We start from the raw sequence: 16,242 nt of genomic DNA, 5'->3' as shown, positions 1-16,242 counted from the left end.
TGATCATGGGAGGTGAGGTCGTGGCCAACATCGTCAACCTGGACCGGGTGTCCAAGGGGTACGGCGCTGCCGGGCCGCTGCTCACCGACGTCTCGCTCGGCCTCGACGACGCCGACCGGATCGGCGTGGTCGGCCTCAACGGCGCCGGCAAGTCCACCCTGCTGCGGATGCTCACCAAGCAGGAGGAACCGGACGACGGCCGGGTCACCCACCGCCGCGACCTGCGGGTCCTCTGGCTGCCCCAGAGCCTCACCCTCGCCCCCGAGGCCACCGTCCGCGACGTGGTGCTCGGCACCGCCTGGCTCGGCCAGAGCATGGGCGCCGAGCACGAGTGGGCCGGCGACGCCGGCGTCCGGGCCATCCTCGACGGCCTCGGCATGCCGCACCTCGGCCTCGACCAGCCCGTCGGGCCGATGTCCGGCGGCGAGCGGCGCCGGGTCGCGCTGGCCGCGCTGCTGGTCCGCGAGTCGGACCTGCTGATCCTCGACGAGCCCACCAACCACCTCGACGTCGGCGGGGTCGACTGGTTGGCGAAGTACCTGGTCAGCCGCAAGGGCGCGCTGGTCGTGGTCACCCACGACCGGTGGTTCCTGGACGCGGTCTGCACCAACACGTGGGAGGTTGGCGACCAGGCCGTCCGCGCCTACGAGGGCGGCTTCGCCGCCTGGACCCTCGCTCGTGTCGAGCGGGAACGGGTCGCCGCGGCCACCGAGGCCCGCCGGCAGAACCTGCTCCGCAAGGAGATCGCCTGGCTGCGCCGCGGCCCGCCCGCCCGTACCTCCAAGCCGCGGTTCCGGATCGACGCGGCCAACGCGCTCATCGCCGACGTCCCGCCGCCGCGCGACACCATGTCGCTGCAACGGCTCGCCACCGCCCGGCTCGGCAAGCAGGTGTACGACCTGGAGCACGTCCGCCTGCACGCCGGCCCGAAGGAGATCCTGCACGACACCACCTGGCAGGTCGGCCCCGGTGACCGGATCGCCATCCTCGGCCGCAACGGCGCCGGCAAGACCACTCTGCTGCGGATGCTCGCCGGCGTCAGCCGGCCCGACGGCGGCTGGTTCCACACCGGCTCCACCGTCCGGCCCGCGTTCCTGTCGCAGGAACTGGCCGAACTCCCGGGTCACCTGCGCGTCCTGGAAGCGGTCGAGGAGATCGCCCGCCGGGTGCAGCTCGGCGACCGGGAGATCTCGGCCGCCCAGCTCGCCGAGATCTTCGGCTTCGACGACCGGCGGCTCTGGACGCCGGTCAACGACCTCTCCGGTGGGGAGCGCCGCCGGTTGCAGATGCTCCGGCTGCTCGCCGGTGAGCCCAACGTGCTCCTGTTCGACGAGCCCACCAACGACCTGGACACCGACACCCTGGCCGCGCTGGAGGACCTGCTCGACTCCTGGCCCGGGACGATCATCGTGGCCAGCCACGACCGTTACCTGATCGAGCGGGTCACCGACGTCGCGTACGGGATGTTCGGCGACGGCCGGCTGGTGCACCTGCCCGGCGGGGTCGACGAGTACCTGTCGCGGGCCGGTGGCGCGGAGCCGGCGCGGATCCCGGCGGCTCCCACGGCCGCCCCGGGCGCCGCGGCTGCGACCGGCATGTCCGCCGCCGAGGCCCGGCAGGCCCGCAAGGAGCTGAGCCGGCTGGAACGGCAGATCGCCAAGCTGGACCAGAAGGAGACCGGGCTGCTCGACCAGCTCGCCGCGAACGCCACCGACTACGCCAAGGTCGCCGACCTCGACGCGCAGCTCAAGGAGGTACGCGCCGAGCGCGAGCGGACCGAGGAGACCTGGCTCACCCTGGCCGACGAGATTCCGCCGGTCTGACCGCCGCCGCGCGCCCGTCCCGCCACGAGACGGGGGCCGTGTGCGGCGTCACATCCCGGCGTGCGGGACAATCGTCGTCGACCTCTCTCATCCCCACGGCGTTGGAGACTCAGACATGGCCCATACCCCCGTCAACCACCCCGCGCGGCCGATCTACCGGGCGATCGGCGGGCTCGTTGGTCTGTACCTGGTGGTCTTCGGTGTGCTCGGCGTCATCGCGAGCGCCGGCAACGACCTCTTCGCCCAGGATGACACCAAGGTCCTGGGTCAGGGGACGAACCTCGGGTTCTCGCTGCTGAGCATCCTGCTCGGCATCGTCGTGCTGGCCGGCACCGTGATCGGCCGCAACCTCGACGTGGCGATCAACCAGTTCCTGGCCTACGGCCTGATGGTGCTCGGCCTGGCCGAGCTGGCGTTCCTGCAGACCGACGCCAACATCGGCAACTTCAGCGTCGTCACCGTGATCGTGGTGCTGACGCTCAGCCTGGTCCTGCTGATGGCCGGCATGTACGGCAAGGTCGGCACCGACGAGGAGAAGGACGCCTGGGAGAAGGCCCGGCTCGTCCTCTGATCCTCTACTTCGGTCGCGCTTCGGGTTTCGCCGGAGCCCGACCCGCTCCGGGCGGTCAGGCTTGATCCCTGCGCGGGTCGGGCTCCGGCGAAAACCGTCCGTGGTCCCGCTTCGTCCGTGGCTTGCTCCCGGGCGGGGCTGGATCTTTCGTTGGCGCGGCTGCCCGGCTGTTTGCCGGACGGAGGGGTCCGGTCTGGGGGAGAATCCTCCGGAAAGAGGTCTTCTCGGACGGAGGGTCATGGCGCACTTTCCGGTGAACCACCCCGCGCGCCCGCTGTACCGGGTCTTCGCCGGGCTGGTCGGGCTCTACATCTTCGTCTTCGGCGTCTGGGGCGTCTTCGAGACCTGGGGGCAGCCGCTCTTCGGCCGGGGCTCCAACTGGGCGCTCGGGCTCCGCACCAACCTGGCGTTCTCGCTGGTCTCCGTGGTCTTCGGGATCGTGCTGATGATCGGAGCGTCCCGGCGCGGCAACCTCGGCCACTACATGAACCTCACCGCCGGGGCGGTCTTCATGGTCACCAGCATCGCCATGATGTCCGTCCTGCAGACCACCGCGAACTTCCTCAACTTCTCCATGTCCACGGTGATCGTGTCGATGCTCTTCGGCCTGCTGCTGCTCGCCACCGGCCTCTACGACAAGGTCGGCACGGACGAGCACGCCGAAGCGGAGCGCCGCCGCCGGCAACACCCGATCTCCGGGGCCGGCGCCCGCTGAACCGGCCGGCGGTCAGGCCCGCTTGCGGGTGATCAGACCCGGCTTCGCCTCCAGGTGGGACAGCCCGTTCCAGGACAGGTTCACCAGGTGCGCCGCCACCGTCTCCTTGCGCGGCTTGCGCACCTCCAGCCACCAGCGGCCGGTCAACGCCACCATCCCGACCAGGGCCTGCGAGTAGAGCTCGGCCAGCTTCGGGTCGTACCCCCGGGTGGAGAACTCGGCCGCCAGGATGTGCTCCACCTGATGCCCGACGTCGTTCATCACGCTGCTGAAGTTGCCCGTCGCCGACATCAGCGGCGACTCCCGGACCAGCACCCGGAACCCGCTGGTCTCCTCCTCGATGTAGGTGAGCAGCGCCAGCGCCGCCTGCTCCAGCAGCTCGCGCGGATGCCCGGCGGTCAGCGCCGTGGTGATCCGGTCCAGCAGGGCCCGCACCTCGCGGTCGACCACCACCGCGTAGAGGCCCTCCTTGCCGCCGAAGTGCTCGTAGATCACCGGCTTGGACACCTTGGCCCGCGACGCCACCTCCTCGATGGAGGTGGCGTCGAAACCGCGCTCGGCGAAGATCTGCCGGCCGATCGAGATCAGTTGCTCCCGCCGCTGCGCCGCGGACATGCGTACCCGGGAGGTGGGCTTCGCGGCCGCCGCCGCGGCTGCCGCCCGCCGCCGTCCGTCGGTGGCCTCGTCCGCCATCTCGTCACCTCGCCGGCGCTCGGTGACGCCCTGTCGTGGGATGTTCCTGCCGCCGTGCCCGTCTGCCTCGGTCACCCGGCCATACTGTCAGGTAACCTCCGCGGGCATCGCCCGGTTTCAGCGTCGTGCGGCCGGCTTCACCAGCTTGGCGGCGATCCGCTCCGGTTTCGGCCAGCGGACGTCCCGCGCCGCGCCCGCCTTCTCCAGCAGCCAGATCACCCGGGCGGAGATGTCCACCTGGCCGCGCAGCACGCCGTGGCGCGCGCTCGTCGGGTCGGCGTGGTGCAGGTTGTGCCAGCTCTCGCCGAACGACAGGAGCGCCAGCGGCCAGAAGTTCGACGCCCGGTCGCCCTGCCGCACCGCGAACGGCCGCTCGCCGTAGACGTGGCAGACCGAATTGATCGACCAGGTCACGTGGTGCAGCAACGCGATGCGGACCAGACCGCCCCAGAAGAGCGCCGTCCACGCCCCGGACCAGGACCAGGTCGCCAGGCCGCCCATCACCGCCGGCCCCAGCACCGAGACCGCCACCAGCAGCGGGAAGAGCCGGTCCACCCGCCGGGTGTCGCGGTCGGCCAGCAGGTCCGGGGCGAACCGGGCCCGGTTGGACAGCTCCCGGCCGAACAGCCAGCCCACGTGGGCGTGGAACAGGCCCCGGGCCAGCCCGCGGACGCTCTCGCCGTAGCGCCACGGCGAGTGCGGGTCACCCTCGGCGTCGGAGAACGCGTGGTGCCGGCGGTGGTCGGCGACCCACTGGATGATCTCGCCCTGCACGGCGAACGACCCCGCCACCGCCAACGCCACCCGCATCGGGCGCGGGGCCTTGAACGAGCCGTGGGTGAAGTACCGGTGGTAGCCGATGGTGATGCCCAGCCCGGAGAGCAGATACCAGAAGGCCGCGATGGCCAGGTCCGGGCCGCTCAGCCAACCGCCCCAGGCCACCGGGACCGCGGCGAGCAGGGCCAGGAAGGGTACGACCACGAAGGCCCACAGGGCGATCAGGATGCCCGTGGACTGCGGGCCCTGGGTGAGTGGCTTCGGCCCGGTGGCACTCTCGTCCGTCACGGTCGACATGGCACCTCCCAGCGCAGATATACGCCTACGTCACCGTAACTTAGGGCCCCGCCCTGTTGGAGTGAACAGTTGCGGACATGAATGAAGGAGCTGCGCCTGTTCCAAGTTCTCCGCCGTGAGTGATCCGATCAGAGGGCTCGTGCAGCGATCACGTAGGGGTGGGGCCGCTGAGAGGGAGGCGGTAAGCTGTCTTGCGTCACAATCGGCCGTGGTGTAATTGGCAACACCCGGGTCTTTGGTACCCGTGTTTCAGGTTCGAACCCTGGCGGCCGAGCCTTTCTCTGTTACCGCGCCGCCCGTGGGGTATGGGACCAAGTGCCCCGCAGTCTGGTTAGCATGGCCGCGAGACTGTCGCCTTCCCGACGGGAGCCACGTCGTGCCCCAGCCCCACCTCCGTACCGTCGTCGTGCTCGCCGCCGGTGAGGGCAAGCGGATGAAGTCGGCGCTGCCCAAGGTGCTGCACCCGCTGCTCGGTCGTACCCTGCTCGGTCACGTGCTGACCGCGGCCGCGCCGCTGGCCGCCGACCGCACCGTGGTGGTGGTCGGTCACGGCGCCGAGCAGGTCCGGGCGCACCTGACCGAGATCGCCCCGGACGCCACCCCGGTTCTCCAGGCGCAGCAGCTCGGCACCGGGCATGCCGTCCGGATCGCGCTGGAGGCGGTGCCGGAAGCCTCCGGCACGGTGGTCGTGATCAACGGGGACGTCCCGCTGCTGCGCGCCGAGACGGTGGCCGCGCTGGTGGCGGCGCACGAGGGCGAGGGCGCAGCGGCGACCGTGCTCGCGGCCGAGGTGCCCGACCCGACCGGCCTGGGCCGGATCGTGCGCGACGCCGCGGGGCGGCTGGAGCAGATCGTCGAGGAGCGGGACGCGACCCCGGCGCAGCGCGCGCTGCGGGAGATCAACGCCGGCATCTACGCGTTCGACGCGGTGCGGCTGCGGGACGCGCTCGGCAAGCTCTCCACCGACAACGAGCAGGGCGAGGAGTACCTCACCGACGTCTTCGGCCTGCTCGTCTCGGCCGGGGAGCCGGTGGGCGTGCACGTCGCCGCGGACCACGTCGAGACGCTGGGCTGCAACGACCGGGTGGAGCTGGCGGGACTGCGCCGGCTGCTGCGCGACCGGGTCAACGAGGCGTGGATGCGGACCGGGGTGAGCATCCTCGACCCGGAGACCACCTGGATCGACGTCACCGCCACCGTGGAGCGGGACGCGGTGATCGACCAGAACACCCAGCTGCGGGGCACGACGGCGGTCGCCGCGCAGGCCGTCGTCGGGCCGGACGTGACGCTGATCGACACCGTGGTGGGGGCGGCGGCGACCGTGCTGCGCAGCCACGCGGTGGGCGCCGAGGTGGGTCCGGGGGCCAGCGTGGGGCCGTACGCGTACCTGCGCCCGGCCGCCCGGCTGGCCGAGAAGTCGAAGGTCGGCACGTTCGTCGAGGTGAAGAACTCCGAGGTCGGCCCGGGCGCCAAGGTGCCGCACCTGTCGTACGTGGGTGACGCGACGATCGGGGCGAAGGCCAACATCGGCGCGGCGACGATCTTCGTGAACTACGACGGGGTGAACAAGCACCGCACCGTGGTGGGCGAGGCGGCCTTCATCGGCTGTGACACCAGCCTGATCGCGCCGGTCGAGGTGGGCGCGGGGGCGTACGTGGCGGCGGGCAGCGCGATCTCGCAGGACGTGCCGCCGGGCGCGCTCGGGGTGACCCGGGCCCCGCAGCGCAGCATCGAGGGCTGGGTGGCCCGCAAGCGGGCCGGCACGGTGTCGGCCGCGGCGGCGGAGCGCGCGCTGGCGGAGGGTGCGTCGGCCGACACGCCGGTCGCAAGGGAAGGTGAGGCAATCCACGGGGGTGCCGAGACCGTGGGACGGCCTTCGGCCGCGGGGGATACTGCAACCGAATAGTCCCCGGCCACCACCGCCGCCGGGAACCACCGACCAACGGGAGCAGACGGGCCCATGGGCAGCATCGTCGCCGAAAACCGCAAGAGCCTGATGCTCTTCTCCGGACGTGGCTTTCCGGAGCTTGCCAAGGAGATCGGTGAGGTGCTCGGCGTCGCGCCGACGCCTTCCGACGCGTACGAGTTCGCCAACGGTGAGATCTTCGTACGGTTCAAGGACTCGGTGCGCGGTTCGGACGCCTTCGTGGTGCAGTCCGTCACGCACGGGGTGAACACCTGGGTCATGGAGACCCTGATCATGATCGACGCGTTGAAGCGCGGTTCGGCCAAGCGGATCACCGTGGTGCTGCCGTTCTACCCGTACGCCCGGCAGGACAAGAAGCACCGCGGTCGGGAGCCGATCTCGGCCCGGCTGGTGGCCGACCTGCTCAAGACCGCCGGCGCGAACCGGATCCTCACGGTCGACCTGCACACCGCGCAGATCCAGGGCTTCTTCGACGGCCCGGTGGACCACCTCTTCGCGATGGACATCCTCGCCGAGTACGTGGAGCACAAGTACGCCGGCCGGCCGATGACGGTGGTCGCGCCGGACTCGGGCCGGGTGCGGGTGGCCGAGCGGTGGACCGACCGGCTGGGCGGTTGCCCGCTGGCGTTCATCCACAAGACCCGGGACCCGCTGAAGCCGAACCAGGTGGTGGCGAACCGGGTGGTCGGTGAGGTCGAGGGTCGGGTCTGCCTGATCGTTGACGACATGATCGACACGGGTGGCACGATCAGCAAGGCCGCCGACATCCTCAAGGAGTCGGGCGCGGCGGAGATTGTCGTCGCCTCCACCCACGCCCTGCTGTCGGACCCGGCGACCGAGCGGCTGAAGAACAGCCCGATCAGCGAGATCGTGGTGACCAACACGCTGCCGCTCCCGCCGGAGAAGCAGCTCGACAAGCTCACCGTGCTGTCGATCGCGCCGCTGCTGGCCCGGGCGATCCGCGAGGTCTTCGACGACGGGTCGGTGACCACCCTCTTCGGCGGCCTGAGCTGAGCGCGGCGCCGCGGCGGTGACCGCGGCGCGGCACCGTTCCCGCCGGCCGACGCGCCGGCGGGGACGGTGATGAGGGGACTGCCGGAAACCTTGGAATCAGCTCGGGTAGACTGGTGCGGTTGCCACGGCGAGGGTGCCCGGCGGGTCGCTGAAAAGCACCGCACGGAGGCACCGTCATCGACGCGGTGCTCCGGGCAGTCGTTCATGACGCATGAGCCCCAGCGAGCCCCTCGCCCCAGCACCGCAAGTCGACAAGCCGCCGTAGCGAAAGCATCAGGAGTTTCCCCGTGTCCGAGGTAAAGATCAGCGCCGAGCCCCGTACCGAGTTCGGCAAGGGTGGTGCCCGTCGTACCCGCCGGGCCGGCAAGGTGCCCGCCGTGCTGTACGGCCACGGCGAGAAGCCCAAGCACATCGCGCTCCCGGCCCGCGAGTTCGCGGCCGCGATCCGCAAGGGCGGCGCGAACCAGCTCTTCGCGATCGAGGTCAGCGACGGCACCCAGGTGCTGGCGCTGCCGAAGGCGATCCAGCGTGACCCGATCAAGGACACCTTCGAGCACGTCGACCTGCTGCTGGTCCGCCGCGGCGAGAAGGTCACCGTCGAGGTCGCGGTCCAGCTGACCGGCGAGGCCGCCCGGGACACCCTGATCGTGCACGACCACGACACCCTGTCGGTGACCGCCGACGCCACCAAGGTGCCGGACCACCTGGAGGCCTCGATCGAGGGCCTGGAGGCCGGCACCCAGGTGACCGCCGCCGACGTGCAGCTGCCGGCCGGCGTCGAGCTGGCCGCCGACGCGGAGCAGTTGATCGCCTCGGTGACCGCCGCCCCGACCGCCGAGCAGCTCGAGGCGACCCTGCCCGAGGTCGAGGTGGCCGACGAGGAGATCGAGGCCGGGGTCGGCGAGGAGACCGCCGAGTCGTCCGAGGGCGCCGAGGCCGGCGAGCCGGCCGCCGCCGGTGGCGAGGAGAGCGCCGAGGCCAAGACCGAGGCCTGATCGGTTCGCAACGTTTACGGCAGGCGCTCCCGGCGAACAGCGGGGGCGCCTGTCGGCGTATCGGGACACGGGTGCCGAGCGGGGAGGGACGGGACGTGACGGACGAGGCGGGGCCGTGGCTGGTGGTCGGCCTGGGCAACCCCGGTCGGGAGTACGCCGGTAACCGGCACAACGTCGGTTTCATGGTTGCCGACCTGCTGGCGGGCCGGGTGGGCGCGAAGTTCGGCCGGCACAAGCGGGCGGTGGCGGAGGTCGCCGAGGGGCGGCTGGGGTTCGGTGGGCCGAAGCTGGTGCTGGTCAAGCCGCTGACGTACATGAACCTCTCGGGCGGTCCGGTGGTGGCGCTGGCCCAGTTCCACAAGATCCCCGCTGAGCGGGTGATCGCGGTGCACGACGAGCTGGACATCCCGTACGGGCAGCTGCGCATCAAGATCGGCGGCGGCGAGGGCGGGCACAACGGCCTGCGCTCGATGTCGAAGTCGCTGGGGACGAAGGAGTACGTCCGGGTGCGGTTCGGCATCGGCCGGCCGCCGGGGCGGCAGGACCCGGCGGACTATGTACTGTCGGATTTCGGCGCTGCGGAGCGCAAGGAGCTGGAGTTCCTGGTGGACCGGGCGGCGGACGTGGTGGAGTCGGTGGTCACCAAGGGCGTGGAGCCGACGCAGAACGCGTACCACGGGGCCTGAGGGCGGGGCGTACCGGGAACGGGTCGCCCCGGCCGGTAGTCTGCGCCTCTTGGCGTGCCGCGACCCGCGACCAGGATCGCGGCGAGGCGACGGGAGTGGTACGTGGGCAGTCCTCCGATGATCGACAGCGCGTTCGCCCGGTGGCTGGCGGCGCGGGCCGGGCAGGCCCTGCTGCAATTGCGGGCCGAGCTGGGGTTCGCCGACGCGGGCGCCCTGAAGTCGGCCGGGGACAAGGTCTCGCACGACCTGATCCGTACCGAGCTGGCCCGGTGGCGGCCCGGTGATGCGGTCCTGTCGGAGGAGGACGAGGGCTCGCGGCTGGCCTGGGCGGCGGAGGTGAGCCCCGGGGCGGTGTCCCGGCTGACCGCCGACCGGGTGTGGATCATCGACCCGCTGGACGGCACCCGGGAGTTCTCCGAGGAGGGACGCTCGGACTGGGCGGTGCACGTGGCGCTCTGGGCGCGCAACGCGCCGACGCCGCACGGGCTGGTGGCCGGGGCGGTGGGGCTGCCGGCGCAGCACCGGGTGCTCGGCACGGACTACCCGCCGGCGTACCCGCCGTTGACGTTGGAGGCGGCGACCTCGGGTGGCGGGCGGACGCTGCGCCTGGCGGCGAGCCGGAGCCGGCCGCCGGTGTTCCTGAGCGACCTGGCGGAGGACGTGGGCGCGCACCTGGTGCCGATGGGTTCGGCCGGTGCGAAGATCGCCGCGGTGGTGACCGGTGAAGTGGACGCCTACATCCACGCCGGTGGCCAGTACGAGTGGGACTCGGCCGCCCCGGTCGCTGTGGCGACGGCCACCGGCCTGCACGCTTCCCGGATCGACGGTTCTGCGCTGAAATACAACGAGGCGGATCCGCGGCTGCCGGACCTGCTGGTCTGTCGCAAGGATCTCGCCACTCGGTTGCTTGCAGCGTTGCAGAGACATTCCGGGTAGCCTGAGCGCTTGTTCTTGATGTATCCGACCGGAAAGGTCTGGAATCCATGAGCGGATCCGCGCCGATCGAGACCGTGTCATGACCGCCCCCGCCCGCTTCTACCAGGTCTCCCACCTCGACGCGCTCGAGGCGGAGAGCATCTTCGTGATGCGCGAGGTGGTCGCGGAGATGGAGCGCCCGGTGCTGCTCTTCTCCGGCGGCAAGGACTCGATCGTCATGCTCCGGTTGGCCCAGAAGGCGTTCGCCCCGGCCAACATCCCCTTCCCGGTCATGCACGTGGACACCGGGCACAACTTCCCCGAGGTCCTGGAGTACCGCGACCAGCGGGTCGCCGAGCTGGGCCTGCACCTGATCGTGGCCAGCGTGCCGGAGGCCCTGGCCAGCGGCATGGTCCGTGAGTCCGGCGACGGCATGCGCAACCGGATCCAAACCCCCGTGCTGCTGGACGCGGTGGAGAAGCACCGCTTCGACGCGCTCTTCGGCGGCGCCCGCCGTGACGAGGAGAAGGCCCGCGCCAAGGAGCGGGTGTTCAGCTTCCGCGACGAGTTCGGCCAGTGGGACCCGAAGAACCAGCGCCCCGAACTGTGGTCGCTCTACAACGGCCGGCACCACCCGGGCGAGTCGATCCGGGTCTTCCCGCTGTCCAACTGGACCGAGCTGGACGTGTGGCACTACATCGCCCGCGAGCGCATCCCGCTGCCGTCGATCTACTACGCGCACGAGCGCGAGGTGGTGGAGCGCGACGGCATGTTCTACGCGGTGAACGAGTTCTTCCGCCCCCGGGCGGGGGAGGAGCGGTTCAAGGCCCGGGTGCGCTACCGCACCGTGGGCGACGCCTCCTGCACCGCGGCCGTCCGCTCGGACGCCGACACGGTGGAGAAGGTGATCGAGGAGGTGGCCGCCACCCGGATCACCGAGCGCGGCGCGACCCGCGGCGACGACCGGGTCAGCGAGGCCGCCATGGAGGACCGCAAGCGGGAGGGCTACTTCTGATGAGCACCGAGACCATCGCCGGGGGCGCGGCGGACAGCCGCGCCGCCACCGGTGCCGGGCCGGAGGCCCGGCCGATGGACCTGCTGCGCTTCGCCACCGCCGGCAGCGTCGACGACGGCAAGTCCACCCTCATCGGCCGCCTGCTGTACGACACCAAGTCGCTCTTCACCGACCAGCTCGCCGCCGTCGAGGCGCTCAGCGCGGCCCGGGGCGACGAGTACACCAACCTGGCGCTGCTCACCGACGGCCTGCGCGCCGAGCGGGAGCAGGGCATCACCATCGACGTGGCGTACCGCTACTTCGCCACCCCTCGGCGGAAGTTCATCATCGCCGACACCCCGGGGCACATCCAGTACACCCGGAACATGGTCACCGGCGCCTCGACCGCCGACCTGGCGCTGATCCTGGTGGACGCCCGCAAGGGCCTGGTCGAGCAGTCCCGCCGGCACGCCTTCCTCTGCTCGCTGCTGCGGGTGCCGCACCTGGTCCTCTGCGTGAACAAGATGGACCTGGTCGACTATTCGCAGGAGGTCTTCGAGCGGATCGCCGACGAGTTCACCGCGTTCGCCGCGAAGCTCGACGTGCCGGACCTGACCGTGGTGCCGATCTCCGCGCTCAAGGGCGACAACATCGTCACCCGCTCGGGGCACATGCCCTGGTACGAGGGCCCGTCGCTGCTGCACCACCTGGAGCGGGTGCACATCGCCTCCGACCGCAACCTGGTCGACGTGCGGTTCCCGGTGCAGTACGTGATCCGTCCGCAGTCCACCACCGTCACCGACTACCGCGGCTACGCCGGTCAGGTGGCCTCGGGCGTGCTCAAGCCGGGCGACGAGGTGATGGTGCTGCCCTCCGGCTTCACCAGCCGGATCTCCTCGGTGGAGACCGCGGACGGCCCGGTGGCCGAGGCGTTCCCGCCGATGTCGGTGACCGTCCGCCTGGAAGACGAGATCGACATCTCGCGGGGCGACATGATCTGCCGGCCGAACAACTCGCCGGCGGTGTCACAGGACATCGAGGCGATGGTCTGCTGGATGGACGAGACCCGCCCGCTCCAGGTCGGCGGCAAGTACGCGATCAAGCACACCACCCGGTCGGCCCGGGCGATCGTGCGCGGCCTGCACTACCGGCTGGACATCAACACCCTGCACCGGGACGAGGCGGCCGGCGAGCTGAAGCTCAACGAGATCGGCCGGGTGCGGCTGCGCACCACCGTGCCGCTGCTCGCCGACGAGTACCGCCGCAACCGCACCACCGGCGGCTTCGTCATCATCGACGAGACCACCAACCGCACGGTCGCCGCCGGCATGATCGTCGACACCGCCTGACCCACCCCGGGTTTGCGGACGCACTTACAGAGAAAGAGTGGCTATTCCAGCGTGGATAGCCACTCTTTCTCTGTAAGTGGCCCCCGACGTCGGGGGGCGAGGGGGGGTTAGTCGAGGCGGGTGGCGCCGGGGGCGGGGAGGACCGTGACGTGGGTGGGGGCGGGGAAGCCGCGGTCGGTGTAGGCGTCCGTCACGGTGCGGGCGACGGCGTCGGCCCGGTCGGCGTCGACCAGGGCGAGGACGCAGCCGCCGAAGCCGCCGCCGGTCATCCGGGCGCCGAGCGCGCCGGCCGCCAGGGCCGCCTCGACCGCGGTGTCGATCTCCGGGACGGTGATCTCGAAGTCGTCCCGCATGGAGGCGTGCGAGGCGGTGAGCAGCGGGCCGATCTCGCGTACCCGGCCGGCGCGGAGCAGGTCGGCGGTGTCCAGCACCCGCTGGTTCTCGGTCACCACGTGCCGGACCCGGCGGCGGATCTCGTCGTCGTCGAGCCGGGCCAGCGCGGCGTCGAGGTCGGCGACCGGCACGTCCCGCAGCGCCGGCACCCCGAGCAGCGAGGCGGCCCGTTCGCAGGCGGCGCGGCGGGAGGCGTACTCGCCGTCGGCGTGTCGGTGCGGTGCGCGGCTGTCGATGACGAGCACGGCCAGCCCGGCGGCGTCGAGGTCGAACGGGATGTGTTCGACGGCCTCGGTGCGGCAGTCCAGGAAGAGGGCGTGCCCCTCCCGGCAGCGGATCACCGCGGACTGGTCCATGATCCCGGTGGGCGCGCCGACGTAGGCGTTCTCGGCCCGCTGGGCCAGCCGTGGCTGCTTCTCGGCGGGCAGGTCCAGCCCGCCCAGGTCCAGCAGGGCGGCGAGCGCCGCCGCCTCGATGGCCGCCGAGGAGGAGAGGCCGGAGCCGACCGGGACGTCGGAGGCGATCGCCAGCCGGGCACCGGGCACGTCGTACCCGGCCTCGCGCAGCGCCCAGACGACCCCGGCCACGTACGCCGCCCAACCTGTGACCCGGCCCGGCTCGTCGACCTCGTCGGCGCCGAACTCCACGGCCTCGGCGGAGAGCTCGGACCGGACCGTCCACCGCTCACCGGGCTGCGGGGCGGCGGCGACCACGGTCCGCAGGGTCAGCGCGAAGGGGAGCACGAAGCCGTCGTTGTAGTCGGTGTGCTCGCCGATCAGGTTGGCCCGGCCGGGAGCCGCCCAGCGGCCGGCGGGCGGCTCGCCGTACCCGGCGTGGAAGCCGGCGGCGGCGCGGGCCGCGACGTCGCCCGACGCGGCCCCGGGCGGCGCGGTCTGCGCGGCCGGCCCGCTCATCGCTGCCCCAGCACGTGCGCGCGGTAGAAGGCCCAGGCGTCGCCGACCATGTCGTGCAGGGTCGGCTTCTCCGGCGTCCAGCCCAGCTCCTCGCGGGCCAGCGCGGCGGAGGCGACCAGCTCGGCCGGGTCGCCCTCGCGGCGCGGCGCGATCTCCACCGGCAGCGGGTGTCCGGTGACCTCGCGGACCACGTCGACCACCTGGCGGTTGGTGAAGCCGTTGCCGTTGCCCAGGTTGTAGATCCGGTGCCGGCCGGGCACGGCGGCGCTGAGCGCCAGCAGGTGGGCCCGGGCCAGGTCCGCCACGTGGATGTAGTCGCGCACGCAGGTGCCGTCGACGGTGGGGTAGTCGTCGCCGAAGAGTTGGAGCTTCTCCCGCCGGCCGGCGGCGACGTCCAGCGCGATCGGGATCAGGTGGGTCTCCGGGTCGTGCCGTTCGCCGATCGCCAGGTCGTCGCGGAGGTACGCCCCGGCGACGTTGAAGTAGCGCAGCGAGACGGTGGCCAGGTCGTGGGCGATCGCCTCGGAGGTGAGCGCCATGTCGACGGCGAGCTTGGTGGCCCCGTACGTGTTGGTGGGGGCCTTGGCCGCGGTCTCCGGGATGGGCAGCTCGGTGGGGTTGCCGTAGACGGCGGCGGTGGAGGAGAAGACCAGCCGGGGCACCCGGGCGGCGCGGACGGCGTCGATCAGGGCGATCGAGCTGACCGTGTTGGCGTGCCAGTACAGCTCCGGCTTGACCATCGACTCGCCGGCGGCGATCAGCGCGGCGAAGTGCAGCACCCCGTCGAAGCCGGCCTCCGGGGTGAGCACCCGGGCGGCCTCGTGGACGGGCAGCTCGACGTGGGTGGCGTCCGGCGCGAGCGCGGCCCGGTGGCCGGTGCGCAGGTCGTCGAGGACCGTCACGTCGTGGCCGTTGTCGAGCAGCATCCGGGTCACCACGCTGCCGATGAAGCCGGCGCCGCCGGTGACGAGCAGTTTCACGTCGGGTCCTCCTGCCTGGCCGCGTCCCGTCGCGGCCGTTCGTGATCACCCTACGGCCGCACGCTGTGCCCGCGCTCAGCGTCGCGGCCCGGCCTCATTCCATCATAAACCTTCACGACTGAACAGATCCGAACATCGCCGGCCGGCGGTGACACGCAGCCTTACCATCTTTTTCATGCGGGAAGCGGGCGGTCCCGGGCTGCGTCGACGCGCGTCGGGGCGGCCCCGACGCCGGCCCGGGCCGATCGCCCGGGCGGTGGCCCGGCTCGTCGTCCGGGCCGCCGACGGCGCCACCCGCCTCGTCACCGACCTGCTCGGCGCCAGCCCGGCGGCCGGGCGGGAGCGGATCAGCGAGGACGAGCTGCGCGACCTCGTCGCGGCCAACACCCGGCTGGACCCGGACGAGCGGCGGATCATCGACGAGGTGCTGGTGGCCGGCGCGAGCCTGGTCCGTGAGGTGATGATGCCCCGCACCGAGGTCGTCTTCCTCTCCGCCGGGCTGACCATCGCCGAGGCCGAGCGGGTGGTCCGGGCCGAGACGCACACCCGCTACCCGGTGGTCGACGGCACCCAGGACGACGTGGTCGGCTTCGTGCACCTGCGGGACGTGCTGCTCCGCCCCGACCTCGACCCGTGCACCACCGTAGGCGAGCTGACCCGCGAGGTGAAACAGCTGCCCGGCAGCAAGCGGGTGCTCGCCGCCCTGACCGAGATGCGCAAGGAGGGACACCACCTGGCGGTGGTGGTCGACGAGTACGGCGGCACCGCCGGCATCGTCACGTGTGAGGACCTGATCGAGGAGCTGGTCGGGGAGATCCACGACGAGTACGACGGCGACCTCGAGCCCGCGCACGCGGGCCTGCCCGCCGTGGTGGACGGCCGGCTCAACCTCGCCGACTTCGCCGAGCGCACCGGGGTGCCGCTGCCCGTCGGGCCGTACGAGACGGTCGGCGGCTACCTGATGGCGGCGCTCGGCCGGCTGCCGGTGGCCGGCGACGAGGTGCCGGTGTCCTCCGTCGACGCCGAGGCGCCGGACGAGCCGGTCGACGGCTGGCTGCTGCGGGTGCTGGCCCTGGAGGGGCGCCGGGTGTCCCGGGTCGCGGTCTCCGCGGCCCGCCTGCCGGAGCAGCGGCGCGAGGTCACCACCCCCGCCGGGCCGGCGGCGAGCCGACCCGCCGGCCCGTCATGACGTACGCCGG

The 16,242-nt window shown here is 72.0% G+C and carries 15 protein-coding genes and 1 tRNA gene; 12 read left to right on the top strand and 4 right to left on the bottom strand.

Annotated features, from left to right (window positions below; genetic code table 11):
• Window positions 1-20 precede the first annotated feature (20 nt).
• The 3 genes from GA0074696_RS29255 to GA0074696_RS29245 all read left to right on the top strand — a co-directional run bounded on the left by GA0074696_RS29255 (window position 21) and on the right by GA0074696_RS29245 (window position 3,109).
• Window positions 21-1,823: an ABC-F family ATP-binding cassette domain-containing protein gene (locus GA0074696_RS29255; protein ID WP_088964070.1), complete on the top strand. Its 1,803-nt coding sequence runs from the start codon at window positions 21-23 to the stop codon at window positions 1,821-1,823.
• A 115-nt stretch (window positions 1,824-1,938) separates the two neighbouring features.
• Window positions 1,939-2,394 (top strand): DUF4383 domain-containing protein, encoded by a 456-nt coding sequence (locus tag GA0074696_RS29250; RefSeq protein WP_088964069.1) that lies wholly within the window; start codon window positions 1,939-1,941, stop codon window positions 2,392-2,394.
• Window positions 2,395-2,632: 238 nt separating this feature from the next.
• Complete coding sequence (locus tag GA0074696_RS29245) at window positions 2,633-3,109, top strand: DUF4383 domain-containing protein (RefSeq protein ID WP_088964068.1); 477 nt, start codon at window positions 2,633-2,635, stop codon at window positions 3,107-3,109.
• Window positions 3,110-3,121: 12 nt separating this feature from the next.
• On the opposite strand, the gene GA0074696_RS29240 is transcribed toward GA0074696_RS29245, so the two are convergent.
• Window positions 3,122-3,802, bottom strand: a complete 681-nt coding sequence (locus tag GA0074696_RS29240) for a TetR/AcrR family transcriptional regulator (protein WP_088964067.1) — start codon at window positions 3,800-3,802, stop codon at window positions 3,122-3,124.
• Between the two features lie 117 nt (window positions 3,803-3,919).
• The gene (locus GA0074696_RS29235) at window positions 3,920-4,876 is read right to left on the bottom strand and encodes an acyl-CoA desaturase (RefSeq protein WP_088964066.1); all 957 of its coding nucleotides are present in this window, start codon (window positions 4,874-4,876) and stop codon (window positions 3,920-3,922) included.
• 202 nt (window positions 4,877-5,078) lie between these two features.
• Here GA0074696_RS29235 and GA0074696_RS29230 point away from each other — a divergent pair.
• The 8 genes from GA0074696_RS29230 to cysN all read left to right on the top strand — a co-directional run bounded on the left by GA0074696_RS29230 (window position 5,079) and on the right by cysN (window position 12,756).
• Window positions 5,079-5,150 (top strand) — tRNA-Gln (locus GA0074696_RS29230).
• Window positions 5,151-5,252: 102 nt separating this feature from the next.
• The gene (gene glmU / locus GA0074696_RS29225) at window positions 5,253-6,782 is read left to right on the top strand and encodes a bifunctional UDP-N-acetylglucosamine diphosphorylase/glucosamine-1-phosphate N-acetyltransferase GlmU (RefSeq protein WP_088964065.1); all 1,530 of its coding nucleotides are present in this window, start codon (window positions 5,253-5,255) and stop codon (window positions 6,780-6,782) included.
• Window positions 6,783-6,836: 54 nt separating this feature from the next.
• On the top strand, window positions 6,837-7,817 hold the full coding sequence (locus GA0074696_RS29220; protein WP_088964064.1) for a ribose-phosphate diphosphokinase: 981 nt from the start codon (window positions 6,837-6,839) through the stop codon (window positions 7,815-7,817).
• A gap of 287 nt (window positions 7,818-8,104) precedes the next feature.
• Window positions 8,105-8,812, top strand: a complete 708-nt coding sequence (locus GA0074696_RS29215) for a 50S ribosomal protein L25/general stress protein Ctc (RefSeq protein ID WP_088964063.1) — start codon at window positions 8,105-8,107, stop codon at window positions 8,810-8,812.
• A 95-nt stretch (window positions 8,813-8,907) separates the two neighbouring features.
• The gene (gene pth, locus GA0074696_RS29210; protein ID WP_088964062.1) at window positions 8,908-9,498 is read left to right on the top strand and encodes an aminoacyl-tRNA hydrolase; all 591 of its coding nucleotides are present in this window, start codon (window positions 8,908-8,910) and stop codon (window positions 9,496-9,498) included.
• Between the two features lie 117 nt (window positions 9,499-9,615).
• Window positions 9,616-10,434 carry an inositol monophosphatase family protein gene (locus GA0074696_RS29205; protein WP_088964061.1) on the top strand — a complete coding sequence of 273 codons (819 nt, stop codon included), beginning with the start codon at window positions 9,616-9,618 and terminating at the stop codon, window positions 10,432-10,434.
• A gap of 79 nt (window positions 10,435-10,513) precedes the next feature.
• Window positions 10,514-11,428 (top strand): sulfate adenylyltransferase subunit CysD, encoded by a 915-nt coding sequence (gene cysD / locus GA0074696_RS29200; protein ID WP_088964060.1) that lies wholly within the window; start codon window positions 10,514-10,516, stop codon window positions 11,426-11,428.
• Entirely contained in the window at window positions 11,428-12,756 is a 1,329-nt protein-coding gene (gene cysN / locus GA0074696_RS29195) for a sulfate adenylyltransferase subunit CysN (RefSeq protein ID WP_088964059.1), read from the top strand. The genes cysD and cysN overlap by 1 nt, the downstream gene beginning before the upstream one ends.
• Before the next feature lie 107 nt (window positions 12,757-12,863).
• On the opposite strand, the gene galK is transcribed toward cysN, so the two are convergent.
• Window positions 12,864-14,063, bottom strand: a complete 1,200-nt coding sequence (gene galK, locus GA0074696_RS29190; protein ID WP_088964058.1) for a galactokinase — start codon at window positions 14,061-14,063, stop codon at window positions 12,864-12,866.
• Window positions 14,060-14,989: a UDP-glucose 4-epimerase GalE gene (galE, locus tag GA0074696_RS29185; protein WP_231925505.1), complete on the bottom strand. Its 930-nt coding sequence runs from the start codon at window positions 14,987-14,989 to the stop codon at window positions 14,060-14,062. The genes galK and galE overlap by 4 nt, the downstream gene beginning before the upstream one ends.
• A gap of 229 nt (window positions 14,990-15,218) precedes the next feature.
• Between galE and GA0074696_RS29180 the strand changes: the two genes are divergently transcribed.
• Window positions 15,219-16,232, top strand: coding sequence for a hemolysin family protein (locus tag GA0074696_RS29180; protein ID WP_088964056.1), 1,014 nt, complete (start codon window positions 15,219-15,221; stop codon window positions 16,230-16,232).
• Window positions 16,233-16,242: the final 10 nt, after the last annotated feature.

This window comes from Micromonospora purpureochromogenes, from assembly GCF_900091515.1.
Lineage (GTDB): Bacteria > Actinomycetota > Actinomycetes > Mycobacteriales > Micromonosporaceae > Micromonospora > Micromonospora purpureochromogenes.
This window is presented reverse-complemented; position numbering and strand designations above follow the sequence as displayed.